Here is a 19,279-nt window from a genome sequence, read left to right as displayed (position 1 = left end):
CGTGGATTCGATGATCCTTTGCGGGCGGACCCGCAGGCAGTGGCCCGCCTCACGTGCGGAAAGTGACGCGATCCGGAGCGCAGGCCCCGCGGCCTCCGGCTGCTACCCTGCGTTGCCAATTAATCGCTTTGCGTCATGACTAGGGGTGCGTGTGAAGGTCGCCTGCGTCGGCGGCGGGCCCGCCGGCCTGTATCTCTCGATCCTGCTGAAGCAGCAGGACCCGTCCCACGACATCACCGTCCACGAGCGCGACCCGGAGGGCTCGACCTACGGCTGGGGCGTGACCTACTGGCGCGGACTGCTCGACAAGCTGCACGCCCACGACCCCGAGTCGGCCCGCGCGATCGAGGAGGCCTCGGTCACCTGGAGCGAGGGTGAGGCCCGGGTCCGTGACCTCGTCACCCGCCGCCCCAGCGACCTCGGCCACGGCATCGGCCGGCACCGCCTCCTGGAGATCCTCGTCGCCCGGGCCCGCGCGCTCGGTGTCCGGGTGGAGTTCGAGCGCGGGATCACCGCCGCCGACCTCACCGCCGGTGACCTCGCCGGAGCCGACCTCGTCGTGGCCGGCGACGGCGTGAACAGCGCCCTGCGCTCCGCACATGCCGACGACTTCGGCGCCGAGGTCAAGGAGGGCCGCAACCGCTACATCTGGCTCGGCACCGGCAAGGTCTTCGACTCCTTCAGCTTCGCCTTCGTCGAGACCGAGCACGGCTGGGTCTGGTGCTACGGCTACGCCTTCAGTCCCGAGCGCAGCACCGTCGTCGTCGAGTGCGCGCCCGAGACCTGGACCGGTCTCGGCCTCGACCGCGCCGACGAGGCCGAGGGGCTCGTCCAGCTGGAGAAGCTGTTCGCCGACATCCTCGACGGCCACCCGCTGATCGGCCGCTCCGCGGGCTCGGGCCGCGCCCAGTGGCTGACCTTCCGCACCCTGACCAACAGGACCTGGCACCGCGGCAACCTGGTCCTCCTCGGGGACGCCGCCCACACCACCCACTACTCCATCGGCGCCGGCACCACCCTCGCCCTGGAGGACGCCATCGCGCTGGCCGACGCCCTGCGCGAGCACGCCGACCTGCCGGAGGCCCTGGCCCGCTACCAGCGGCAGCGCACCTCGGAACTGCTCTCCGTGCAGAGCGCGGCCCGCTACAGCGCCCAGTGGTACGAGAACCTCACGCGCTACATCGACCTCCCGCCGGAGCAGATGTTCGCCCTGCTCGGCCAGCGGCACTCACCCCTGCTGCCCTATGTCCCGCCGCAGCTGTACTACCGCATCGACAAGGCCGCCGGACAGCTGGAGGCCCTGCGCCGCTTCAAGCGCTGGCTCGGGCCGAAGCTGGCGCGCAGCGTGCACGCGCGGGAGCTGTCCTCCCGCAAGTAGCTGCCGTCCCACAAATAGCCGCCGGCCTCGGAGAAGGGTTGGGTGAATGACGATTCACCGATAGAGTGAATTGTCATTCACCCGCTGCTTTCCCTGTCGAATGCGGAGCGCCGATGGACCAGCAGGGCCCGATACCCCCGCCACGCGGAACCGGCCCGAGCGCCAGACCGACCGTGCCGGTGCTCGCGATGTGCGGCACGCTCATGGCCGTCATGCAGACCGTGGTCGTCCCCCTGCTGCCCGACCTGCCCCGGCTCACCCACTCCTCCGCCGCGGCCGTCTCCTGGATGGTCACCGCGACCCTGCTGTCCGGAGCGGTCCTCACCCCGGTCCTCGGCCGGGCCGGTGACATGTACGGCAAGCGCAGGGTGCTGACGGCGTCCCTGGTCCTGATGACGGTCGGCTCGGTGATGTGCGCGCTGTCGTCCGACATCACCGTGCTCATCGTGGCCCGCGCCCTCCAGGGCGCCGCCGCCTCCGTGGTGCCGCTGTCGATCAGCATCCTGCGCGACGAACTCCCGCCCGAGCGGCGGGGTTCCGCCGTCGCGATGATGAGCTCCACCGTCGGCATCGGGGCCGCCCTCGGCCTGCCGCTGGCCGCGATGGTCGTCCAGTACGCCGACTGGCACACCATGTTCTGGATGACCAGCGCGCTGGGCGCCCTGGGCGTGACCGCCGTGACCTGGGCGGTCCGCGAGTCGCCGGTACGGCAGCCCGGCCGCTTCGACCTGTGGGGCGCCCTCGGACTGGCCGTGGGCCTGGTGAGCCTGCTCCTCGGGGTGTCCCAGGGCGGCCAGTGGGGCTGGGGGAGCCCCCGGGTGCTGGGACTGTTCCTGGGCTCCGCCGCCGTACTGGCGCTGTGGTGGTGGCGCCAACTGCGCACCGAGCAGCCCCTGGTGGACCTGCGGCTGGTCACCCGGCCACGGGTGGGCCTGTCCCATGTGGCGGCCCTGCTCACCGGCTTCGCGTTCTACGCCAACTCCCTGGTGACGGCCCAGCTGGTGCAGGCGCCGAAGGCCACCGGCTACGGACTCGGCCTGTCCATCGTCGCCACCGGCCTGTGCCTGCTGCCGGGCGGCGTCACCATGCTGCTGTTCTCACCGCTGTCGGCCCGCATCTCCACCGCCCGCGGCCCGCGCGTCACGCTCGCCCTCGGGGCCGCGGTCATCGCGTGCGGCTACGCCCTGCGCATCGCCGACAGCCGCGACCTGTGGATGGTCATCCTGGGCGCGACCGTGGTGTCCACCGGCACCACCCTCGCCTATTCGGCCCTGCCCACCCTGATCCTGCGGGCCGTCCCCGCCGAGCAGACGGCCTCCGCCAACGGCGTCAACGTCCTGATGCGCACCATCGGCCAGGCCGCCTCCAGCGCGGCGGTCGCCGCGGTCCTGGTGCACCACACCAGTCTCGTCGGGGGCGCTCCGGTGCCCACCCTGCACGGCTATCTCCTCGCCTTCGCGATGGCCGGCGCGGTCGCCCTCGCGGCCTGCGCTGCGGCCCTGACCATCCCCGGTGACACCGCCCCCGAGGGCACCCGGGAGACCGGGGACCGCACCCGGGGTGCGCGGGGCGGGGTGCGGGAGGGAGCATGAGTGCCGTGAGCACGCAGCCCCCCACCGCCGCCCCAGCCCGCCGGGACGCCGAGGAGACGAAGGCCGCGATCCTCCGCGCGGCCCGGTTCCTCCTGGCCCGCACCCCGCACGCCGACATCACCCTGAAGGCGGTCGCCGACCGCGCCGGTGTCAGCCCGCCTTTGATCGTCAAGTACTTCGGCAACAAGGACACCCTGTTCGCCCGCGTCATGTCCTTCGAGTCCGACGCGACGGCCCTGCTCGACGCTCCCCTGGACGAGCTGGGCCGGCACATGGTCCGTCATGTCCTCACCGGCCAGCTCGAACGCGGCGCCGACCCCCTGCTGCGGATCGCCTTCGCCCCCGTGCAGGGGGAGCACGGCGACATCCTCCGGGTCAACTTCCGTACCCAGGTGGTGGAACGGCTCGCGGAACGCCTCGTGGGCCCCGAGGCCGGCCTGCGGGCCGAACTGGCGGTGGGCACCCTGCTGGGCCTCGGCGTGATGTACGGCATCGCACGGGGCACCGAACTGAGGGCGCGCGCGGTGGAGGACGTGGTGGACCGCTACGCCCCGACCGTGCAAGGCCACTTGACGCCTTGAGCTGTGACGGCCCATCCGGCGCCCCTTGAGTCGTGACGGCCCACCCGGCGCCCCGAGCCGCGCGGCCCGTCCGGCGCTCTAGCGGAAGAGCCGGTCCAGGAAGGCGTTGCCGAACACGCGGTGCGGATCGAGCCGGTCCAGCACCCCGGACGCCTGCCCCCACACCGCCTCCCCGAACGACCCCGGAATCGTCGTGCCGAGCACCTCCTCGTCCTCCCACGCCGCGTCGTCCGTGTACGCCCACCCCTTGGACCACTCGACGCGCGTCCCGTCGTAGCCCTCGAAGAGGAACTGCTCGATCTCCCGCAGGAAGGCCTCCGCGTACGGCGTCCCCGGCAGTGTGAGGATGTCCAGCCACACCGCCGTGTCCCGCTCGGGACGCGCCGCGTCCGGACGCAGCGCCGACAGCAGCGGAGCCCGCGCCCCCGCCACCCCGGCCTCGTCCGGATCGTCGAGCCCGGTCACCCGGATCTCGACGGTCCCGTTGACGGGGAAGCGCCCCCGGGCCGTGTACGCGGCCAGGCGCTCCCGGTAGAAGTCCGTGAACTCCGAGACGATCTGCTGCACCTGGTCCCGCGAGGTGAGGACCGCGTAGCCGTTCGCGGTCACCCGGAGCGTGGTCGGCCTGATGTACAGCAGCGTGTTCTTCGACGGCCCCCAGATGTCCGCCGACAGCGTCGCCGTGAGCCCCACGGTCGCCACGTCCAGCTGCGCGTTCCCGAGCACCGGCGCCAGGTACCAGGCCGCGTCCGACACCATCCGCCCGGCCAGATCGGCGACGAGAGCCGGCACGTTGTCGGAGAAGGGGTAGTTGTACGGCGAGGTCACGCGCCGTGAGGTCAGCGGCCTGGTGGGCGCCACGCTCCACACCTTCAGCCAGGGGAACTCCGTGTAGGCGAACCAGATCGCCTCCACCCGCCCGGACTCCTCCAGGAAGCTCGCGAAGGTCCGCCCGTCACCCCCGGGAGCCGCGAAGAGCTCGGCGGCCGGAATGTCGACCCGGCTCACGCACCGCAGATTGCTGTTCGCCCCGACCCGCAGCACGACCTCGGTGACGAAGGCCCGTCCCAGATGCGTGAGCAGGGCTGCGCTGTCGGCCTCCGTACGGTCGAACTCGCGCAGGGCGTAGGCCCCGCTGCCCTCGTCCCACACCACCGCCGTCAGTGACAGGATCCGGTTGCTGAGCGAGCCGTACGTCTGCCCCGGCAGCCGCTGCTCCCCGGCCGCCGGGACGGCCGTGCCGTGCGCGTCGATGGCGAGCGCCCCGCCCAGGGTGAGGTCGCCGGGCGCGGGCGCGGCGGTGACCCCGAGGCCGTGGCCCTCCAGATAGGTCAGCAGCGCCTCCAGCGTGACGCCGGTGCCCGCCCGCACCGCGGAGGCGGAGTCCAGGGACAGGCCGGTGAGGTGGGAGGCGGTGTCGACGAGCAGGACGGGCGCGTCCGAGGCCGTGCCCTCGGTGATCGTGAGGGGCGACCAGCCGTGCGAGGAACCCCGGGCGCGCACCCGCCAGCCGTGCCGCCAGGCCCAGTTGACGACCTCGACCACCTGGTCGGCGTCCGTGGGCGCGCAGGCCCACAGTCCGTCGGCGGTGATCTCGCCGACCCAGTTCCGGTACGCGGAGCGGTAGAGGCCGACACCGGCCGGGAAACCGGGCAGTTCCTCGGCCGCGGCCGCCGGATCCGCCGGCAGCAGAACCGGTACGGCGGCCAGGGCCGCGGCACTCATGAGGAAGCCGCGACGGGACCAGGGCGGAGTGTTCTGCGGGTGGTTGCTCACGAAACGATCAGTCACGGGGTCACGCTAGGCCGATGTTGACACGTGCATGCCTTACGTCGAGACGTGTCACCCGTGCGAGTGAACAATGCACAGGTCCCGCCCCGGAGCCACCCGTTCCGCGCATGTCGGTGACGGATGACAGACTGCCCCCATGGACGAGCGCACATTCGGCAGGTCGCAGCAGCACGCATCCGTCATCGGCCTCGGCACCTGGCAGCTGGGTGCCGACTGGGGAGACGTCGACGACAAGGAAGCCCTCGCGGTACTGGAGGCGGCGGCCGAGTCCGGCGTCACCTTCTTCGACACCGCCGACGTGTACGGCGACGGACGCAGCGAGCAGACCATCGCCGCCTTCCTGAGCGGCAGGCCCGATCTGCACGTGCTGGTCGCGACCAAGATGGGCCGCCGCGTCGACCAGATCCCCGAGAACTACGTCCTCGACAACTTCCGCGCCTGGAACGACCGTTCCCGCCGCAACCTCGGCGTCGACCGCATCGACCTGGTCCAGCTGCACTGCCCGCCCACCCCCGTCTACTCCAGCGACGAGGTGTTCGACGCCCTCGACACCCTGGTCGAGGAAGAGCGCATCGCCCACTACGGCGTCAGCGTCGAGACCTGCGAGGAGGCCCTGACCGCGATCGCCCGGCCGGGCGTGGCCAGCGTGCAGATCATCCTCAACGCCTTCCGGATGAAGCCCCTGCTGGAGGTGCTGCCCGCGGCGCGCGAGGCGGGCGTCGGCATCATCGCCCGCGTCCCGCTGGCCTCCGGCCTCCTGTCCGGCAAGTACACCCGGGACACCGTCTTCCCGGAGAACGACCACCGCGCCTACAACCGGCACGGCGAGGCCTTCGACGTCGGCGAGACCTTCTCCGGTGTCGACTACGCGACCGGCGTGGAGGCCGCCGCCGAGTTCTCCGCGCTCGCCCCCGACGGCTACACCCCGGCCCAGCTCGCGCTGCGCTGGATCGTCGAGCAGCCCGGCGTCACCACCGTCATCCCCGGCGCCCGCTCGCCCGAGCAGGCCCGTGCCAACGCCGCCGCCGCCAAGCTGCCGCCGCTGTCCGAGGAGACCCTCGCGGCGATCCGCGACCTCTACGACCGGCGGATCAAGGACCAGGTCGAGAACCGCTGGTGAGGCACGCGCGGCTCCGGGACCCGGTCCGCGGTTCCCGGAGCCGCACGGTTGTTTGAACGATCAGTCACCGGATACCCGTAGCGCATGGTCGACACGGTGACACGGACAGGCCGCGACGAGACCGAGGAAGAGCGCGCGGACCGCATGTGGGGCGAACTCATCCAGGAGATACGCGTCGCGCAGACAGGTGTGCAGATCCTCTTCGGCTTCCTGCTGACCGTGGTCTTCACACCGAAGTACGCCAACCTGGCCCACACCGACCAGGTCATCTACATCGTGACCGTGGTCCTCGGCTCCTGCGCCACCGGCGCCCTCATCGGACCGGTGTCCCTGCACCGCCTCGTCTCCGGGCGCCGTATCAAGCCCCAGGCCGTGCGGATCGCCTCCCGGCTGACCTTCGTGGGACTGGTCCTGCTCCTGACGACGATGACCGCGGCGCTGCTGCTGGTCCTGCGGGTCGCCACCCACGACTCGTGGGTGCCCTGGCTCGTCACCGCAGTCGTGGCCTGGTACCTGCTGTGCTGGTTCGTGCTTCCGCTGTGGACCCGGCGCCGCTACACGACCCAGTGAAGCCCTGAGCGGCCAACTGCCGGTCGTGCAGGCGGCTCAGGAGCAGCACCGACACCGTGGCACCGATCAGCGCGCAGAGCATGTCCCACTGGGTGTCCCAGACATCGCCCTGGGTGGCCAGGAAGGCGTCCGCCGCCTGGCCGCCGATCACCGCGGCCGCCCACTCCAGCATCTCGAAGACGGCGCTGAACGCCAGACACGCGCACACCGTCAGCGGCGCCAGCCAGCGGCTGCCCCGCAGCGGTGAGGTACGGCTGAGCAACTCCCGCACCAGGACAGCCGGCACGAAGCCCTGCATCAGGTGGCCGAAGCGGTCGTACGGATTGCGGTCGAGCCCGAACGTGTCGCGCATCCAGTCGCCGAGCGGGACCTGCGCGTAGGTGTAGTGACCGCCCACCATCAGCACCAGCGCGTGCACCGCGAGCAGAGCGCACAGCAGGTCGGTGAGCGGAAAGCGGCGCCAGGTCAGCGCGATCAGGGGCAGCCCGACGAGGACCCACACGGTCTCCAGGAACCAGGTGGTGCGGTCGCGCGGGCCCCAGGCGGAGAGGGCCAGCGCGGCGACCACGGCCCACGCGAGCAGAACGGGCAGCGGCCTTCGCACAGCGGTCATGAGGTGCTCCTTCTCGTAGGAGCCCTCATCGTCGGGGAACCCCGCCGGCGGTGGCATGAGTACGGCTACTCAAGCGGTGTGCGTACCGGCTCGAGCGGCGTGCGTACCGGACCCGGTCCGGGCCCCTGGCTCAGCCGCCCGCGATGACCGAGGCCAGGAAGTCGTCGACGCTGACCTCCTCCTGGCCCGGCGGCACGACCTCACGGGTCTCGCGCAGGAAGGAGGCCATCGCCGGCGCCCAGGCGAAGACCACCGCGTGCTGGCGGCCCCCGTCGGAGCGGGCCTCGCCGTAGAACTCCATGCGCAGCTCTTCCCACACGCCGGTCGACACGGGGCTCAGCCGCACGTCCCCGACGCCGACCGGGCCGCTCAGGCCCTCGGTGAGCATCTCCCGGTCCAGCCGCCAGCGCGCCAGCACCCGGCCGTCATGGCTGAACACCGCGGTGACCGCGAACGGGTCCGCCGCGTCGTACCCCAGGTGGGCGAGCACCGGACATCGGTCCGTGCCGCCCGCCTGGAGTTGCACGACGAGGGTCTTGTGCGCGGTCCTGCGGACGAAGGAGTTCACCTGGAGGCCTCCGGGGGGAACGGGGTAGAGCCCTCTAGTACCCCTCATTCGGCCAAGATGCTCAGCCTTCCGGGTGATTCCCCTTCGCACCGCGCAAGGACGTGATGCAGGAGGCGATGGCGCGCTGGAGTTCCTCCAGTTGCTGGACCATGTCGTCCTCGTAGAAGTCCTGGGCGTCGTCGAAGGTCAGCTCCTCGAACGCCTTGGTCGCCTTCTGGAGGCTGCTGTAGAACTTCGTCCGCCGCTCCTGGACCCGGAGTTCGGGATCGGCCTCCACGGCCTCGGCGACGAGCGACTTCATGGTGTCGAAGGCCTCGGCCGCCCACTCGCCGGTGTCCTCGTCCTCCTCCAGTTCCGCGAGCAGCGACAGATGGCGCTCGGCCTCCTCGCGCAGGTCCGCCGGGGCGTCGATGGTCTGCCCGGCCGGGGTCTTCACCTGACCCGACTCGGCGATCTGCCGCACGTACCCGATCCGGTCGGCGGCCCGGCTCTCGGTGGCCACGGCCTTCTTCAGGTCGTCCGTGCGCACGACGTCCCTGGCCAGCGAGGCCTGGAGCTCGGGGTCCTCCTTGATGCGGTCGAGCAGCGCGCTGCGCGCTGCCCGGGCGGTGGAGGGGTCGGCGAGGATCGCGGCGCGCAGCGCGGTCGGGTTCTCGGCGACCTCCAGGGCCTTCGTCGGGCGGATGCCCTCGGCCTCGGCGGCCTCCGCGATGGCGGTGCCGCGGTCGGAGCCGGCGCTGCTGCGGGAGGAGTAGTAGCTCAGCCACACGTCCGCGTCCGGCAGCTCCACCTCCTGCCCCGGGGACAGCGCCTCGAAGTGCGGCACCATCCCGTCGTCGGCGGCCCGGTCCCAGGCTTTGTAGTAGCGCATGACCCGCTCGGGGGAGCAGCCGGCGAGCTCGGCGAACTCCTTCGCGGATACCTTCGGCGTCTCGTCCGCGCCCTGGCCGCCGGGCCGCACGCTGCGCGCCACCATCAGGCCGAAGGCCCAGCCGCCGGTGCGCGCGTACACCCCGAACTCACGGGCGTCCCGCGCGACGAGGTCGGACAGCGGGGCGGCGGACGGCGCGGCCGAGGGCTCCACCCAGATCTCGGCCGGTGTGTCGACCGGGGTCTCCGCGGGCGTCTCGGACGGGTCGATCGCTGTGGTCACGGGTGCGTCTCCTGGGCAGGCTCGTACGGACCGCACAGGGCCGTGGCCACCACCTTCGGGGCCGCGTCCTGTGCAGCACAGTGCCGCGGCACCATCCTTCGACCGCGTCCTGTGCAGCTCGGAAGCCTATTGCACCCCCGGGTGCCGCCCCGGCAAGCCTCCCGCTCAGGCGAACGCGTCGCGCAGCGCGGGCAGCAGGGTCTTCTCGGACCAGTCCAGGAACTCCGGCTGCGAGTCCCCGCCGATCTGGACCATCGCGATCTCGGTGAACCCCGCCTCCGCGTACGGCCGTACCGCCTCGACGAAGTCGTCCGGGTCGTCCCCGCAGGGGATCGACGCCGCCACGTCGTCGGGGGTGACGAACTGGGTGGCCGCCTCGAACGCATCGGGGTGCGGAAGCTCGGAGTTGACCTTCCAGCCGCTTCCGAACCAGCGGAACTGGGAGTGCGCCCGCTTGATCGCGGTGTCCCGGTCGGGGTCGTAGCAGACGGGCAGTTGGCCCACGCGCGGCTTGCCCTCACCGCCGTGCCGGTCGAACGCGTCGAGCAGGCCCGCCTTGGGCTCGGTCGCGATCACCAGGTCGGCGAGCCGCCCGGCCAGGGCGCACGACTGGTCACCGGATACGGCCAGACCGATCTGCGGCGGCTCGTCCGGCAGGTCCCACAGCCGGGCCGACTCCACGTCGAAGTGCTTCCCGCGGTGGTTCACATGACCGCCCTCGAAGAGCGCACGAATGATCTCGACGGCCTCCTCCAGCATCTCGTGCCGTACGTCGGCCGCCGGCCAGCCGCCGCCCACCACGTGCTCGTTGAGGTTCTCGCCCGAGCCGAGGCCCAGCCGGAACCGGCCCTCCGAGAGCAGCTGCATGGTCGCTGCCTTCTGCGCCACCACCGCCGGGTGATAGCGGAAGGACGGACACGTCACGTAGGTCATCAGCGGGATGCGCGAGGTCGCCTGCGCGGCCGCCCCGAGCACGCTCCACGCGTACGGCGAGTGTCCCTGCGACCGCAGCCACGGAAAGTAGTGGTCCGAGGTCACCGAGAAGTCGTAGCCGACCTCCTCGGCCCGCACCACATGGCTCACGAGGTCACGCGGCCCGGCCTGCTCGGTCATCATCGTGTATCCGATTTGCACCATGGGTTCCGGGTCCCCGCCGACCGCCGGCGAAAACGGGTCTTCCTCGGCTTCCCGATCACCCGGGGCCCTCTCGATCAAGAGCGTCGAACGGGGCAGGATGCCGGCATGACTTCCCTGCCCCCGAGCACCCCCGCAGCCCAGGGCGTCGACGCCGCCGGCGTACAGGCCTTCCTCGACGCCCTCGAATCCGACCCGCGCATCGAGCCGCACAGCCTGATGCTGCTGCGTCACGGCAAGGTCGTGGCCTCGGGCTGGTGGTCGCCGTACGCCCCGGAGCGGCCGCAGCTCCTCTACTCGCTCAGCAAGAGCTTCACGGCCACCGCCGCCGGGCTCGCCGCGGCCGAGGGGCTGATCCGGCTGGACGACCCGGTGATCTCGTACTTCCCGGAGTTCGAGGCCGACGTCACCGACCCGCGCAGCTGCGCGATGCTGGTACGGCACGTGGCGTCGATGGCCAGCGGGCACGAGGCCGAGACGGTGGACCGCGCGCTGGCACGGGACCGTGACGAACTGGTCCGGGGCTTCCTGCTGATCCCGCCGGACCGCGACCCGGGCACGGTCTTCGCCTACAACCAGCCCGCCACCTATACGCTCGCCGCGATCGTGCAGCGCGTCACCGGGCAGACACTCACCGGGTACCTGCGGCCCCGGTTGTTCGAGCCGCTCGGCATCGGCGACACGGCATGGATCCGGGACCGGACCGGCCGCGAGATCGGTTTCAGCGGTCTGCACGCCACCACCGACGCGATCGCCCGGCTGGGCCTGCTGTATCTGCGCGGCGGTGTGTGGGAAGGGGAGCGGCTGCTGCCCGAGTGGTGGGTCGCCGAGGCGACGCGCACCCAGATCGCGCACGAGGCGGATCCCGAGGTTGGTTGGCCGGACTGGCAGCAGGGGTACGGCTTCCAGTTCTGGATGGCCCGCCACGGTTATCGCGGGGACGGGGCGTACGGGCAGTTCTGCGTGGTCCTGCCCGAGCAGGACGCGGTGCTGGCGATCACCTCGGAGACCGAGGAGATGCAGCAGGTCCTGGACCTGGCCTGGGAGCATCTCCTCCCGGCCTTCGGTTCCGGCCCCCTGACCGGCCGGGACGCGGCGGACGCGGCCCTCGCCGACCGGCTGACGCGGCTCGCACTGCCGCCGCTCGGGGGCAAGGCGGTTGCCGCGGAGGGCACCACCGTGTTCACCCCCGCCAGCGGCACCTGTGCGGAGCAACCGACCCTCGCCGCGGTCGAGGTGGGCCCCGGGGGCCGGGTGACCCTGGTCGACGACGGTGAGCGGCTGGACCTCGGGGACGGGCTCGGCAAGGACGGCTGGACGGTCGTCGACGAGCCGCTGCCCGTCGCGGTGAGCGGCGGCTGGACCGACGCGCAGACCCTCGTCGTCGACCTGGCCTTCCTGGAGACCCCGCACCATCTGCTGGTGACGTGCTCCCCGGACGACCGGACGTTCACCGCGCGCTGGCGCACCCGGCCCCTGCACGCCGGTCCGCTGCGGCGGATGCGGGCACCGCGCCAGGTGGGGTGAGGCGCGCGGCCGGGAAGCCGGACGGAACGGCGGTGCGGTTCAGGCCTGCGGCACCCGGAAGGTGCTCAGGAAGGTCTTCAGCGCCTGCTGGTTCGCGTCGTCGTTCCAGTCGTCCGCCGGGGTCGTCCAGCGCAGTGAGTAGCCCTCGCCGCCGCCGATGAGGAAACCGCGGCCGAAGGTGCGCACCCGGGTGCCGTCGACCTCCTCGACCCACTGCATGTCGGCGGCCTCGTGGCCCTGGTAGGTCAACGCGCGGATGTCGCCCAGACGTTCGTAGCCGGGATGCTGCTCGAGGCCCGGCTCCACGTCGTCGCGCCACACGGCCACCGCGTCCGAGCCCACGGCCTTGCTGAACGTCACGGCGAGGGTCCGCGGGTCGCCGGCGGCGCCGAAGGTGACGCGGTAGGCCAGGTCCTCCTGGCGCTTGGTGGCCAACGGCTTGAAGCCCTTGGGCAGCGCGAGGGAGAACCCATAGGGGGAGTGGTACACGCGGAACCCGGCGGGCAGGCCGGTGCCCGCGGTGGCGGACTTGGTCGGCGTGGGCGTCGGCGGCGCGGCGGGGGACTCGTCCACGCGGTTCCCGGGCGTCGAGGCGGACGAGGACGGCGTCGGGGAGACCGACGGGGACGGCGGGGCCGGGGCGGGCGCGGAGGCCGAGGCGGAAGGGGCGGGCGGAGCGGGCGCCTCGCCGGTCGTCGTGGAGTCGCTGCCGGGCAGCGCTTTGGTGACGGTGAGGACGACGGCGGCCACCGCGACCACCGCCAGGGCGGTGCCCGCGATCAGGAGGCGGCCGCTGCGGCTCGGAGCCACGCCGGGCAGCCCGCGCAGCCGCTGCCTGGGCTCCTCGGGCGGTTCCGCACCCGGATCCTCGCTGAGGACCCTGAGGAGGGCGTTGCGCACGGCCCAACGGTTCAGCCGTTCCTGGGAGTTCTTGCGCAGCAGCGCCTGCAAGGTCGGGGTGAGCGGGCCCGCCCGCACCGGGGCGCGCAGCGGCAGCCGGTCGACCCCCTTCAGGGTGGCCGCGGGACGGTCGCGGTCCCGGAAGGGCGGCCGTCCCTCCACCAGCGTGTAGAGGATCGCGCCGAGCGCCCACAGGTCGGAGGCCGGCCCGATGCGCTCGTCACGGGCCTGTTCGGGGGAGGCGTACGAGGGTGCCGACAGCCTCGGGGCGAGGGTCGCGCCGGCCAGCCCGAAACCGGTGACCACGACCGAGCCGTCGTCGCGCACGAACACCTGGCCCGGGCTGAGTTCGCCGTGCGTGATGCCCTCGCCGTGGGCCGCCTCCAGCACCTCCAGCAGTTCCAGGCCCATGCGTGCCGCCCGTGCGGGGTCGAAGGTCCCCTGCTGGGCGAGGAGTTCACCCAGCAGGACGCCGTCGACGGGTTCGGTGACCGTCCAGAGGGCGCCGTCCTGCACCATGGCGTCGACGACCGTGGCGATCCGGCCGGGGGCGACCACCCGCATGGTCTTGGACATCCGTACGACGCCCCCGGCGGTGCGCAGCGCGGTCTCCTCGTCGGTGGAGGCGGGGAGACCGATCTCGGTGAGCAGACAGGGGCGTTCGGTCGAGACGTCCTCGCCGTACCAGCAGATCCGGTTGGTCTCGCGATGCAGGACGTCCAGGGGCCGGTACCGTCCGGCGAGCAACTCGTGTGCGGAGACGTGCGCCTTGACCATGGTCATCCTTCGCTGAACCCCTGGCTCTCACCTTTCACAGAGGTACGGCGGGTGCGGCGGGGTCTGTTCAATCAATTCCCCAACCGGTGGAATCCGCTTTCTGGCCGGTCGGCACCCGGTCGATATCTGACTCAGAAGTCAGTACAGCGAACGGAGTCGGGCAGCTCCCTCACCGCAGTCCGAACCGCTCGGCCCACGCCATGACGTCGGTGGTGGTCGTGTTGCCGCCGCACACCACGAGACCCAGTCGGCAGCTGTCGCCGACCCGCTCCAGCACCCGCCGGGCGGCGGGCAGGAGACAGCCGGCCGCGGGTTCGCCCCACACCTTGGCGTGGTCGGCGAGGTCCAGGCAGCCCTGGACGGCCTCCCGGTCCGGCACCACGAGAACCTCGGTGACCAGCGCCGCCGCGTGCTCGTACGTCAGCTGCGAGACGGCGGGGGCGCTCAGCGTGGACACCACCGAGGACAGCGCGACCGGGACCGGCCCGCCCGCGGCGAGCGCCCGGGACATGGCCTCGGCACCCTCGGTCTCCACACCCCAGACCCTGACCCCCGGACGGCGGGCCCTCAGCGCCGCCGCGACTCCGGCGATCAGACCGCCGCCCCCGACGCTGACGAGGACGTCGGTGAGGTCGTCCGCGTCGTCGGCGAACTCCAGTCCGACCGTGCCCTGTCCGGCGATCACCAGCGGGTCGTCGAAGGGGTGGACCAGTGTCAGCCCCTCGTCCCGCAGCCGGTTCACGAGCGAGAACGCGCCGTCCATGTCGTCCGTCAGCCGCAGTGACGCACCGGAGGCCGCCACGATCTCCACGGACCGGGCGGGCGCCGACCGCGGCATGACCACCGTCGCCTTGACGTCCAGCGCGGCGGCCATGTGGGCGAGGGCGATCCCGTGGTTGCCCCCGCTGACCGCCACCACCCCGGCCGCACGCTCCGCCTCGCTCAGCGACAGCAGCTTGGCGGTCGCCCCGCGCGCCTTGAACGAGCCGGTGCGCTGGAGCAGTTCGAGCTTGACGGTGACGGGAGCACCGAGCAGCGCGGACAGGCCGGGGCTGGGCAGGGTCGGCGTGCGGACGACGTGCTCGGCGATCCGCCCGGCCTGCCGCTCGATGTCCGTGATCCCGATCAAGACGGTGTTCCTTCCGAGAGAGGTCCTCTCGAACCCTGTCCCGGCGGACTGCCACCGGTCAACTCGGCGTGCGGGGCGTCAGAGGTCGCGCCGCAGCAGGTGGTCCAGGAGCGGCCGCAGCGCCTCCACGCTCTCGGCCGACGCCATGTGACGGCGCGCCTCGACCAGTGCGGCGGCCCTGCCGCCGCACTTCTCGACCAGGGCCGCGACCTCCTCGGGGTCGGCGTCCGACGCGAGGAGCCGGGTCAGCCGCGCCGCCGCGGGGGTCGGCGCGGCCAGCGCGGCCAGGACCGGGAACGTCTTCTTCCGCTCCCGCAGATCGCCGTGCACCGGCTTCCCGGTGACCAGGGGATCGCCCCAGATGCCCAGGACGTCGTCCACGATCTGGAACGCCACCCCCAGGTGCCGTCCGGCCCGGTCGAGCGCGGCCACATCGGCGGGCGGTGCTCCGCCGAGCAGGGCGCCGAGCGCGGCCGCGCAGCCCAGCAGTGCCCCGGTCTTGCCCTCGGCCATGACCCGGTACTCCTGCGTGCCGACCTGCTCCGGGCCCCGCCAGGGACGCGTGGCGAACAGCAGGTCGTCGGCCTGACCGCGGACCAGGTCCCGGAGCGCGGTGGACAGCAGGCGCACGGCCCCGGCGCCGGAGTCGGCCAGGGTCTCCACGGCCAGCGCGAACAGGGCGTCGCCGGTGAGGACGGCCGGACCCGTGCCGTACGCCTTCCACACCGTGGGGCGGCCGCGCCGGGTCGCGTCGGCGTCCATGACGTCGTCGTGGAGCAGGGAGAAGACGTGCACCAGCTCCACGGCGACCGCCGCCGGCACCCCGGCCTGCGCGGGCGCACCGGCCGACTCGGCGCCCAGCACGGCCAGTGCCTGCCGTACGCCCTTGCCGCCGGACGCGTCGGCCGGAGTGCCGCCGACCTCGCACCAGCCGAAGGAGTAGGCGGCCATCTCCCCGACCCAGGGGTGCAGCCGGCCGACGGCCTCCCGGAGCGCGGGCCGCACCAACGCGCGGCAACGGGTGAGGACTTCGGGTGCGGTCAGGGTCGTCACCGGACCGCCTCCGCCCGCACACCGAACTCCTCCTGGGCCCGTGCCACCATCTCCCGGGCGTGCCGCAGCCCGGTCCGCTCCAACACTCGTGCCAGATCGTCCAGTTCGGCAGCCGTCTCGGCCCGGTCGCGGCCGAGGCGGGCCAGGGACTTGGCGAGCCCCAGCCGCGCCAGCGCCTCCCCGCGCGGCTCGCTCATGGCGCGGAACTCCGCCAGCGCCTCCTCGTACAGCTCGCGCGCCTCGGCGTGACGCCCGGCCCGGTAGAGGACGTTGCCGCGCATCTTGTGGTTGTAGGCCAGCGCGCTGGAGAGGTTCATCGCGCGGCAGGTCGACTCCGCCTCCGACAGCAGGGCGAGGGCCCGTTCGGTGTCGCCGTCGCGCACCGAGGCGAGGTCCGCGAGCCCGCGCAGTGCCCAGGCGTGACCGCGCCGGTCGTCGGCGTCCGCGGCGATCCGGGCCGCCTCCTCGAACATGGCGAACGCGGTGTCGTAGGAGCCCGTGTTGCGGTGCATCTGTGCGATGCCCGACAGCGCCCACACCGTGTGCCGGGCCTCGCCGCGCCGCCTGGCCTCGGCCAGCAACTGCTCGTGCAGCCTGCCGACCGCCTCGTAGTCGCCCTGGATGCGGCCGGTCTCGGCCAGCCCCGCGAGCGAGTAGCCGCGCACGACGACATCCCCACCGCGCTCGCCGAGTTCGGCCGCGAGCCCCAGCAGCCGCCGGGCGAGGGCGAATTCACCGCGCTGCCGGGCCAGGGTGCCGCCGCTCCACAGCGCCCACGCCCTGCCCGCGGTGTCCTCGGCCCGGCGGGCGGCCCGGTAACTGGCCTTCCACGCCAGGTCGGCGTCGGCGATCCGCCCGAGCCGGCGCTGCGCCTCGGCGACCGCGAGCCCGGAACGCGCCGCCTCGGCGTGCCGCCCGGCCCGCTCGGCCGCTCTCAACTGCTCGATGCCGGCGGCCAGTACGTCCTCCAGCGAGGAGTTCACGGAGAGGGAGGTGAGGGCGCCCTGGTACTCGGGGGCGAATGCCTTGCCGTACATGCATGCCTTTCCGTCGGTATACACCCCATCTATACATGCCGCGTATACATGGTGCGTATAGTGCCTTGAAAAGTGAGCCCCGGCCCGGGGGCCGGGGCTCACCTGTTGCCGATCAAGACGTGGACGGAGCCGGACGGGTTGCCTGTGAGGCGCAGATCACCGTGCGGGCGGCGCGTGTCAGTGCTGCTGCGCCTTCTGCGGGGTCGCCTCGCTCGGGCGCACGACGACATAGCCCGACCCCTGGAGCATCAGCTGCACCGCCTCGCCGGAACCGCCCCGCAGCATCGAGCCGATGGACTGCGAACGGTGCAGCGAGGTGCCCAGGCCCGCGGTCCAGCCGACGACCGCGTCGGTGTCGACGTACACCGGGAACTCGGGGGCGACCGGAATCACCAGCGGATTGCCCTCGCAGACCAGACCGAGCCGGCCGTGGCCGGTGAACACACTGTTGAAGAGACCGCCACCCGCTATGCCCGCGCCCTTCACGGTCGAGATCCGGTACGCCAACGAGGCGTCGAAACACAGGACGTTGCGGCCGTTGACCGTGAACTCGTCACCCTGTTCCACGTCGACGATGAAGCAGTTCTGCGCCTCGTGCGCGAACCAGGCCTCACCCTGGCCGCGCACCGCCATCAGGGGCAGTCCTTCACCGGTGACGGCCCGCTTGAGCATGCCGCCGACGCCCTGGCCCTTGCGCTCGAACTGGAGATTGCCGCGGTAGGCGACCATCGCCCCCTGGCGGGCGAGCATCTCGCCGTGCACCGCGTACCGGATGCACTTCGCGTTCTCGACCGTCATGCCCGGCGCGGTGGCCGGCTGCACCATGTGCTCACTGGAAAAGAGGTCACCCTTCATGGGGGCATCCTGGCCCGGAGCGCTTCCCTCCGCCAAGATCCCGACCCGGATCCTGTCCGGCGCGGGAATCAGCCGCCGAACAGCTGCGTCCAGTACGTGCCCGCCGGACCGCCGCCCGCGAAGCCGACGCCGATGTGGGTGAAGCCGGGCTTCAGGATGTTGGCGCGGTGCCCGGGACTGTTCATCCAGCCCTCGACGACCTCGGCGGCCGAGCGCTGTCCGCACGCGATGTTCTCCCCGATCGAGCGCCGGGTCGAGCCCGCGGCGGCGGCCCGGTCCCAGGGCTGGGTGCCCTCGGGCGAGGTGTGGGAGTAGAAGGCGCGGGCCGCCATGTCGGTGCTGTACGCCTGCGCGGCACGGGCGAGATGCGGATCGGCGGCGAGGGGCGGCAGGCCGGTCCCGGTGCGCTGACGGTTGGTGAGGACGACCACCTCGTCGACGGCACGCGCGAGATCGGCGGTGGTGAGGGGCCTGGCCCACAACGCCGTCCAGTAGGTGTCGCCGGAGCGGCCCCCGGAGACGTACGCCAGGCCGGCGTCCGTGAAGACGGGGTCGTGCAGCGTCCGCCGGGGCTGCTCGGTGCGCAGGCAGTACTCGACGAACTCGGGCGGGTTGCGCGGACCGGAGACGAGGTGCTCGCCGACGGTGACGTACGTGTACCCGGAGGCGGTGACCCGCTGGAACACGGAGACACCGTCCGGCCCCTCGACACCGAGGCGTCCCGCGGAGGCCATCGCGCAGGCGTGCGCGCGGGCTGCTCGGGTCAGGCGGGCGTCGAGGGCGACCGGGCGTGAACCGACCTTGCCGCGGGCCGAGTTGACCAGGGTCAGGAAGGTGTCCAGGTCGGGGGAGAGCGCGGGGGAGGGGGACGTGGGGGCGAGGCGGGGCGCGGGTGGCCCGGGCGGAGCGGGCGGCGCCCAAGGGGCCGGAGGTGCCGCTGGTGTGGGAGATGCGGCAGGACCCGGATACGGCACCGACGCGCCCGTCCTCGTGGTCGCCGGTGTCCCGTCCGCCACCTCCACGCCGAAGTCCCGCGCCAGACCCCCGAGTCCGTCCGCGTACCCCTGCCCCAGCGCCCGCAGCTTCCAGCCGTCACCCCGGCGGTAGATCTCCGCGAGCAGCAGCACCGTCTCCTGCCGTGGCCGCGGTGGGGTGAACCGGGCCAGCGCCCCGCCGCCCACGCGGGAGATCTCGAGAACCGGGACGGGCAGCCGGCCCAGGTCGGTGGCGGGGTCGGCCGGGCTCACGACCACCGTGACCCGGGCGGCGCCCGCACGCAGACGGCGCGGATCGACGGTCAGCGTGTCGCCCGAGAGCCGGGCGCCGGGAGCCGAGGGCTGGTTGTAGAAGACGAAGTCGGCGTCGCCGCGGACCTTGCCGCCCTCGTCCGTGACGAGTGCGGACACGTCGAAGGGGCCGGTCACCCGCACGGTGACGGCCCCCTCGGGAAGGGGCAGATTGCCCCCGGGTACCAACTCGCTCATCGTGCCGCCCTGGTGTC

Annotated in this window: 17 protein-coding genes; 6 read left to right on the top strand and 11 right to left on the bottom strand. The window is 72.5% G+C overall.

Annotated features, from left to right (window positions below; translation table 11 throughout):
• The first annotated feature begins 145 nt into the window (after positions 1–145).
• The 3 genes from AQJ54_RS29190 to AQJ54_RS29180 all read left to right on the top strand — a co-directional run bounded on the left by AQJ54_RS29190 (position 146) and on the right by AQJ54_RS29180 (position 3,551).
• The gene (locus tag AQJ54_RS29190) at positions 146–1,378 is read left to right on the top strand and encodes an FAD-dependent monooxygenase (protein ID WP_062242193.1); all 1,233 of its coding nucleotides are present in this window, start codon (positions 146–148) and stop codon (positions 1,376–1,378) included.
• Between the two features lie 113 nt (positions 1,379–1,491).
• Positions 1,492–2,970, top strand: a complete 1,479-nt coding sequence (locus tag AQJ54_RS29185; RefSeq protein ID WP_062242191.1) for an MFS transporter — start codon at positions 1,492–1,494, stop codon at positions 2,968–2,970.
• Complete coding sequence (locus tag AQJ54_RS29180; RefSeq protein ID WP_062032153.1) at positions 2,967–3,551, top strand: TetR/AcrR family transcriptional regulator; 585 nt, start codon at positions 2,967–2,969, stop codon at positions 3,549–3,551. Before AQJ54_RS29185 ends, AQJ54_RS29180 begins: the two co-directional genes overlap by 4 nt.
• Positions 3,552–3,629: 78 nt before the next feature.
• Here AQJ54_RS29180 and AQJ54_RS29175 read toward each other — a convergent pair whose 3' ends face one another.
• Complete coding sequence (locus AQJ54_RS29175; protein ID WP_248845459.1) at positions 3,630–5,276, bottom strand: cholesterol oxidase substrate-binding domain-containing protein; 1,647 nt, start codon at positions 5,274–5,276, stop codon at positions 3,630–3,632.
• Positions 5,277–5,478: 202 nt separating this feature from the next.
• On the opposite strand from AQJ54_RS29175, the gene AQJ54_RS29170 reads away from it, so the two are divergent.
• Complete coding sequence (locus AQJ54_RS29170; RefSeq protein WP_062032158.1) at positions 5,479–6,462, top strand: aldo/keto reductase; 984 nt, start codon at positions 5,479–5,481, stop codon at positions 6,460–6,462.
• An 84-nt stretch (positions 6,463–6,546) separates the two neighbouring features.
• The gene (locus tag AQJ54_RS29165; protein ID WP_062242188.1) at positions 6,547–7,032 is read left to right on the top strand and encodes a DUF6328 family protein; all 486 of its coding nucleotides are present in this window, start codon (positions 6,547–6,549) and stop codon (positions 7,030–7,032) included.
• On the opposite strand, the gene AQJ54_RS29160 is transcribed toward AQJ54_RS29165, so the two are convergent.
• The 4 genes from AQJ54_RS29160 to AQJ54_RS29145 form a co-directional block, all read right to left on the bottom strand.
• Positions 6,953–7,645 carry a DUF2238 domain-containing protein gene (locus tag AQJ54_RS29160; RefSeq protein ID WP_062242435.1) on the bottom strand — a complete coding sequence of 231 codons (693 nt, stop codon included), beginning with the start codon at positions 7,643–7,645 and terminating at the stop codon, positions 6,953–6,955. The genes AQJ54_RS29165 and AQJ54_RS29160 overlap by 80 nt on opposite strands.
• A gap of 130 nt (positions 7,646–7,775) precedes the next feature.
• Entirely contained in the window at positions 7,776–8,213 is a 438-nt protein-coding gene (locus AQJ54_RS29155) for an SsgA family sporulation/cell division regulator (protein WP_062032160.1), read from the bottom strand.
• A 61-nt stretch (positions 8,214–8,274) separates the two neighbouring features.
• Entirely contained in the window at positions 8,275–9,366 is a 1,092-nt protein-coding gene (locus tag AQJ54_RS29150) for a hypothetical protein (RefSeq protein WP_062242186.1), read from the bottom strand.
• A gap of 165 nt (positions 9,367–9,531) precedes the next feature.
• On the bottom strand, positions 9,532–10,503 hold the full coding sequence (locus AQJ54_RS29145; RefSeq protein ID WP_062242433.1) for an LLM class F420-dependent oxidoreductase: 972 nt from the start codon (positions 10,501–10,503) through the stop codon (positions 9,532–9,534).
• 105 nt (positions 10,504–10,608) lie between these two features.
• Between AQJ54_RS29145 and AQJ54_RS29140 the strand changes: the two genes are divergently transcribed.
• A complete protein-coding gene (locus AQJ54_RS29140) occupies positions 10,609–12,027 on the top strand; it encodes a serine hydrolase domain-containing protein (RefSeq protein WP_062032168.1) in 1,419 nt (472 codons plus the stop codon).
• Positions 12,028–12,066: 39 nt separating this feature from the next.
• Here the strand turns inward: AQJ54_RS29140 and AQJ54_RS29135 are convergent, their stop codons facing one another.
• From AQJ54_RS29135 to AQJ54_RS29110, 6 genes are all read right to left on the bottom strand, one after another.
• Positions 12,067–13,710, bottom strand: a complete 1,644-nt coding sequence (locus AQJ54_RS29135; protein WP_062242184.1) for a serine/threonine protein kinase — start codon at positions 13,708–13,710, stop codon at positions 12,067–12,069.
• A 163-nt stretch (positions 13,711–13,873) separates the two neighbouring features.
• The gene (locus tag AQJ54_RS29130) at positions 13,874–14,833 is read right to left on the bottom strand and encodes a threonine/serine dehydratase family protein (RefSeq protein WP_062242182.1); all 960 of its coding nucleotides are present in this window, start codon (positions 14,831–14,833) and stop codon (positions 13,874–13,876) included.
• Between the two features lie 78 nt (positions 14,834–14,911).
• Complete coding sequence (locus tag AQJ54_RS29125) at positions 14,912–15,886, bottom strand: polyprenyl synthetase family protein (RefSeq protein WP_062242180.1); 975 nt, start codon at positions 15,884–15,886, stop codon at positions 14,912–14,914.
• Entirely contained in the window at positions 15,883–16,923 is a 1,041-nt protein-coding gene (locus tag AQJ54_RS29120; protein ID WP_062242178.1) for a tetratricopeptide repeat protein, read from the bottom strand. Before AQJ54_RS29120 ends, AQJ54_RS29125 begins: the two co-directional genes overlap by 4 nt.
• 177 nt (positions 16,924–17,100) lie before the next feature.
• On the bottom strand, positions 17,101–17,778 hold the full coding sequence (locus tag AQJ54_RS29115; protein ID WP_062032185.1) for an AIM24 family protein: 678 nt from the start codon (positions 17,776–17,778) through the stop codon (positions 17,101–17,103).
• 68 nt (positions 17,779–17,846) lie between these two features.
• Positions 17,847–19,262: a CAP domain-containing protein gene (locus AQJ54_RS29110; protein ID WP_062242176.1), complete on the bottom strand. Its 1,416-nt coding sequence runs from the start codon at positions 19,260–19,262 to the stop codon at positions 17,847–17,849.
• Between the last annotated feature and the right edge of the window lie 17 nt (positions 19,263–19,279).

Origin of the sequence: Streptomyces griseorubiginosus, from assembly GCF_001514195.1 — a bacterium.
Lineage (GTDB): Bacteria > Actinomycetota > Actinomycetes > Streptomycetales > Streptomycetaceae > Streptomyces > Streptomyces griseorubiginosus.
The sequence above is the reverse complement of the archived record's forward strand: the minus strand, read 5'-3'. Positions and strand labels throughout refer to the sequence as shown.

Excerpts from the sequence above, each read along its gene's own strand:
- AQJ54_RS29115 (WP_062032185.1), bottom strand. The coding sequence starts at position 17,778 with ATGAAGGGTGACCTCTTTTCCAGTGAGCACATGGTGCAGCCGGCCACC.
- AQJ54_RS29175 (WP_248845459.1), bottom strand. The coding sequence starts at position 5,276 with ATGAGTGCCGCGGCCCTGGCCGCCGTACCGGTTCTGCTGCCGGCGGAT.
- AQJ54_RS29145 (WP_062242433.1), bottom strand. The coding sequence starts at position 10,503 with ATGGTGCAAATCGGATACACGATGATGACCGAGCAGGCCGGGCCGCGT.
- AQJ54_RS29170 (WP_062032158.1), top strand. The coding sequence starts at position 5,479 with ATGGACGAGCGCACATTCGGCAGGTCGCAGCAGCACGCATCCGTCATC.
- AQJ54_RS29160 (WP_062242435.1), bottom strand. The coding sequence starts at position 7,645 with ATGACCGCTGTGCGAAGGCCGCTGCCCGTTCTGCTCGCGTGGGCCGTG.
- AQJ54_RS29165 (WP_062242188.1), top strand. The coding sequence starts at position 6,547 with ATGGTCGACACGGTGACACGGACAGGCCGCGACGAGACCGAGGAAGAG.
- AQJ54_RS29140 (WP_062032168.1), top strand. The coding sequence starts at position 10,609 with ATGACTTCCCTGCCCCCGAGCACCCCCGCAGCCCAGGGCGTCGACGCC.
- AQJ54_RS29185 (WP_062242191.1), top strand. The coding sequence starts at position 1,492 with ATGGACCAGCAGGGCCCGATACCCCCGCCACGCGGAACCGGCCCGAGC.
- AQJ54_RS29120 (WP_062242178.1), bottom strand. The coding sequence starts at position 16,923 with ATGTACGGCAAGGCATTCGCCCCCGAGTACCAGGGCGCCCTCACCTCC.
- AQJ54_RS29135 (WP_062242184.1), bottom strand. The coding sequence starts at position 13,710 with ATGACCATGGTCAAGGCGCACGTCTCCGCACACGAGTTGCTCGCCGGA.
- AQJ54_RS29180 (WP_062032153.1), top strand. The coding sequence starts at position 2,967 with ATGAGTGCCGTGAGCACGCAGCCCCCCACCGCCGCCCCAGCCCGCCGG.
- AQJ54_RS29110 (WP_062242176.1), bottom strand. The coding sequence starts at position 19,262 with ATGAGCGAGTTGGTACCCGGGGGCAATCTGCCCCTTCCCGAGGGGGCC.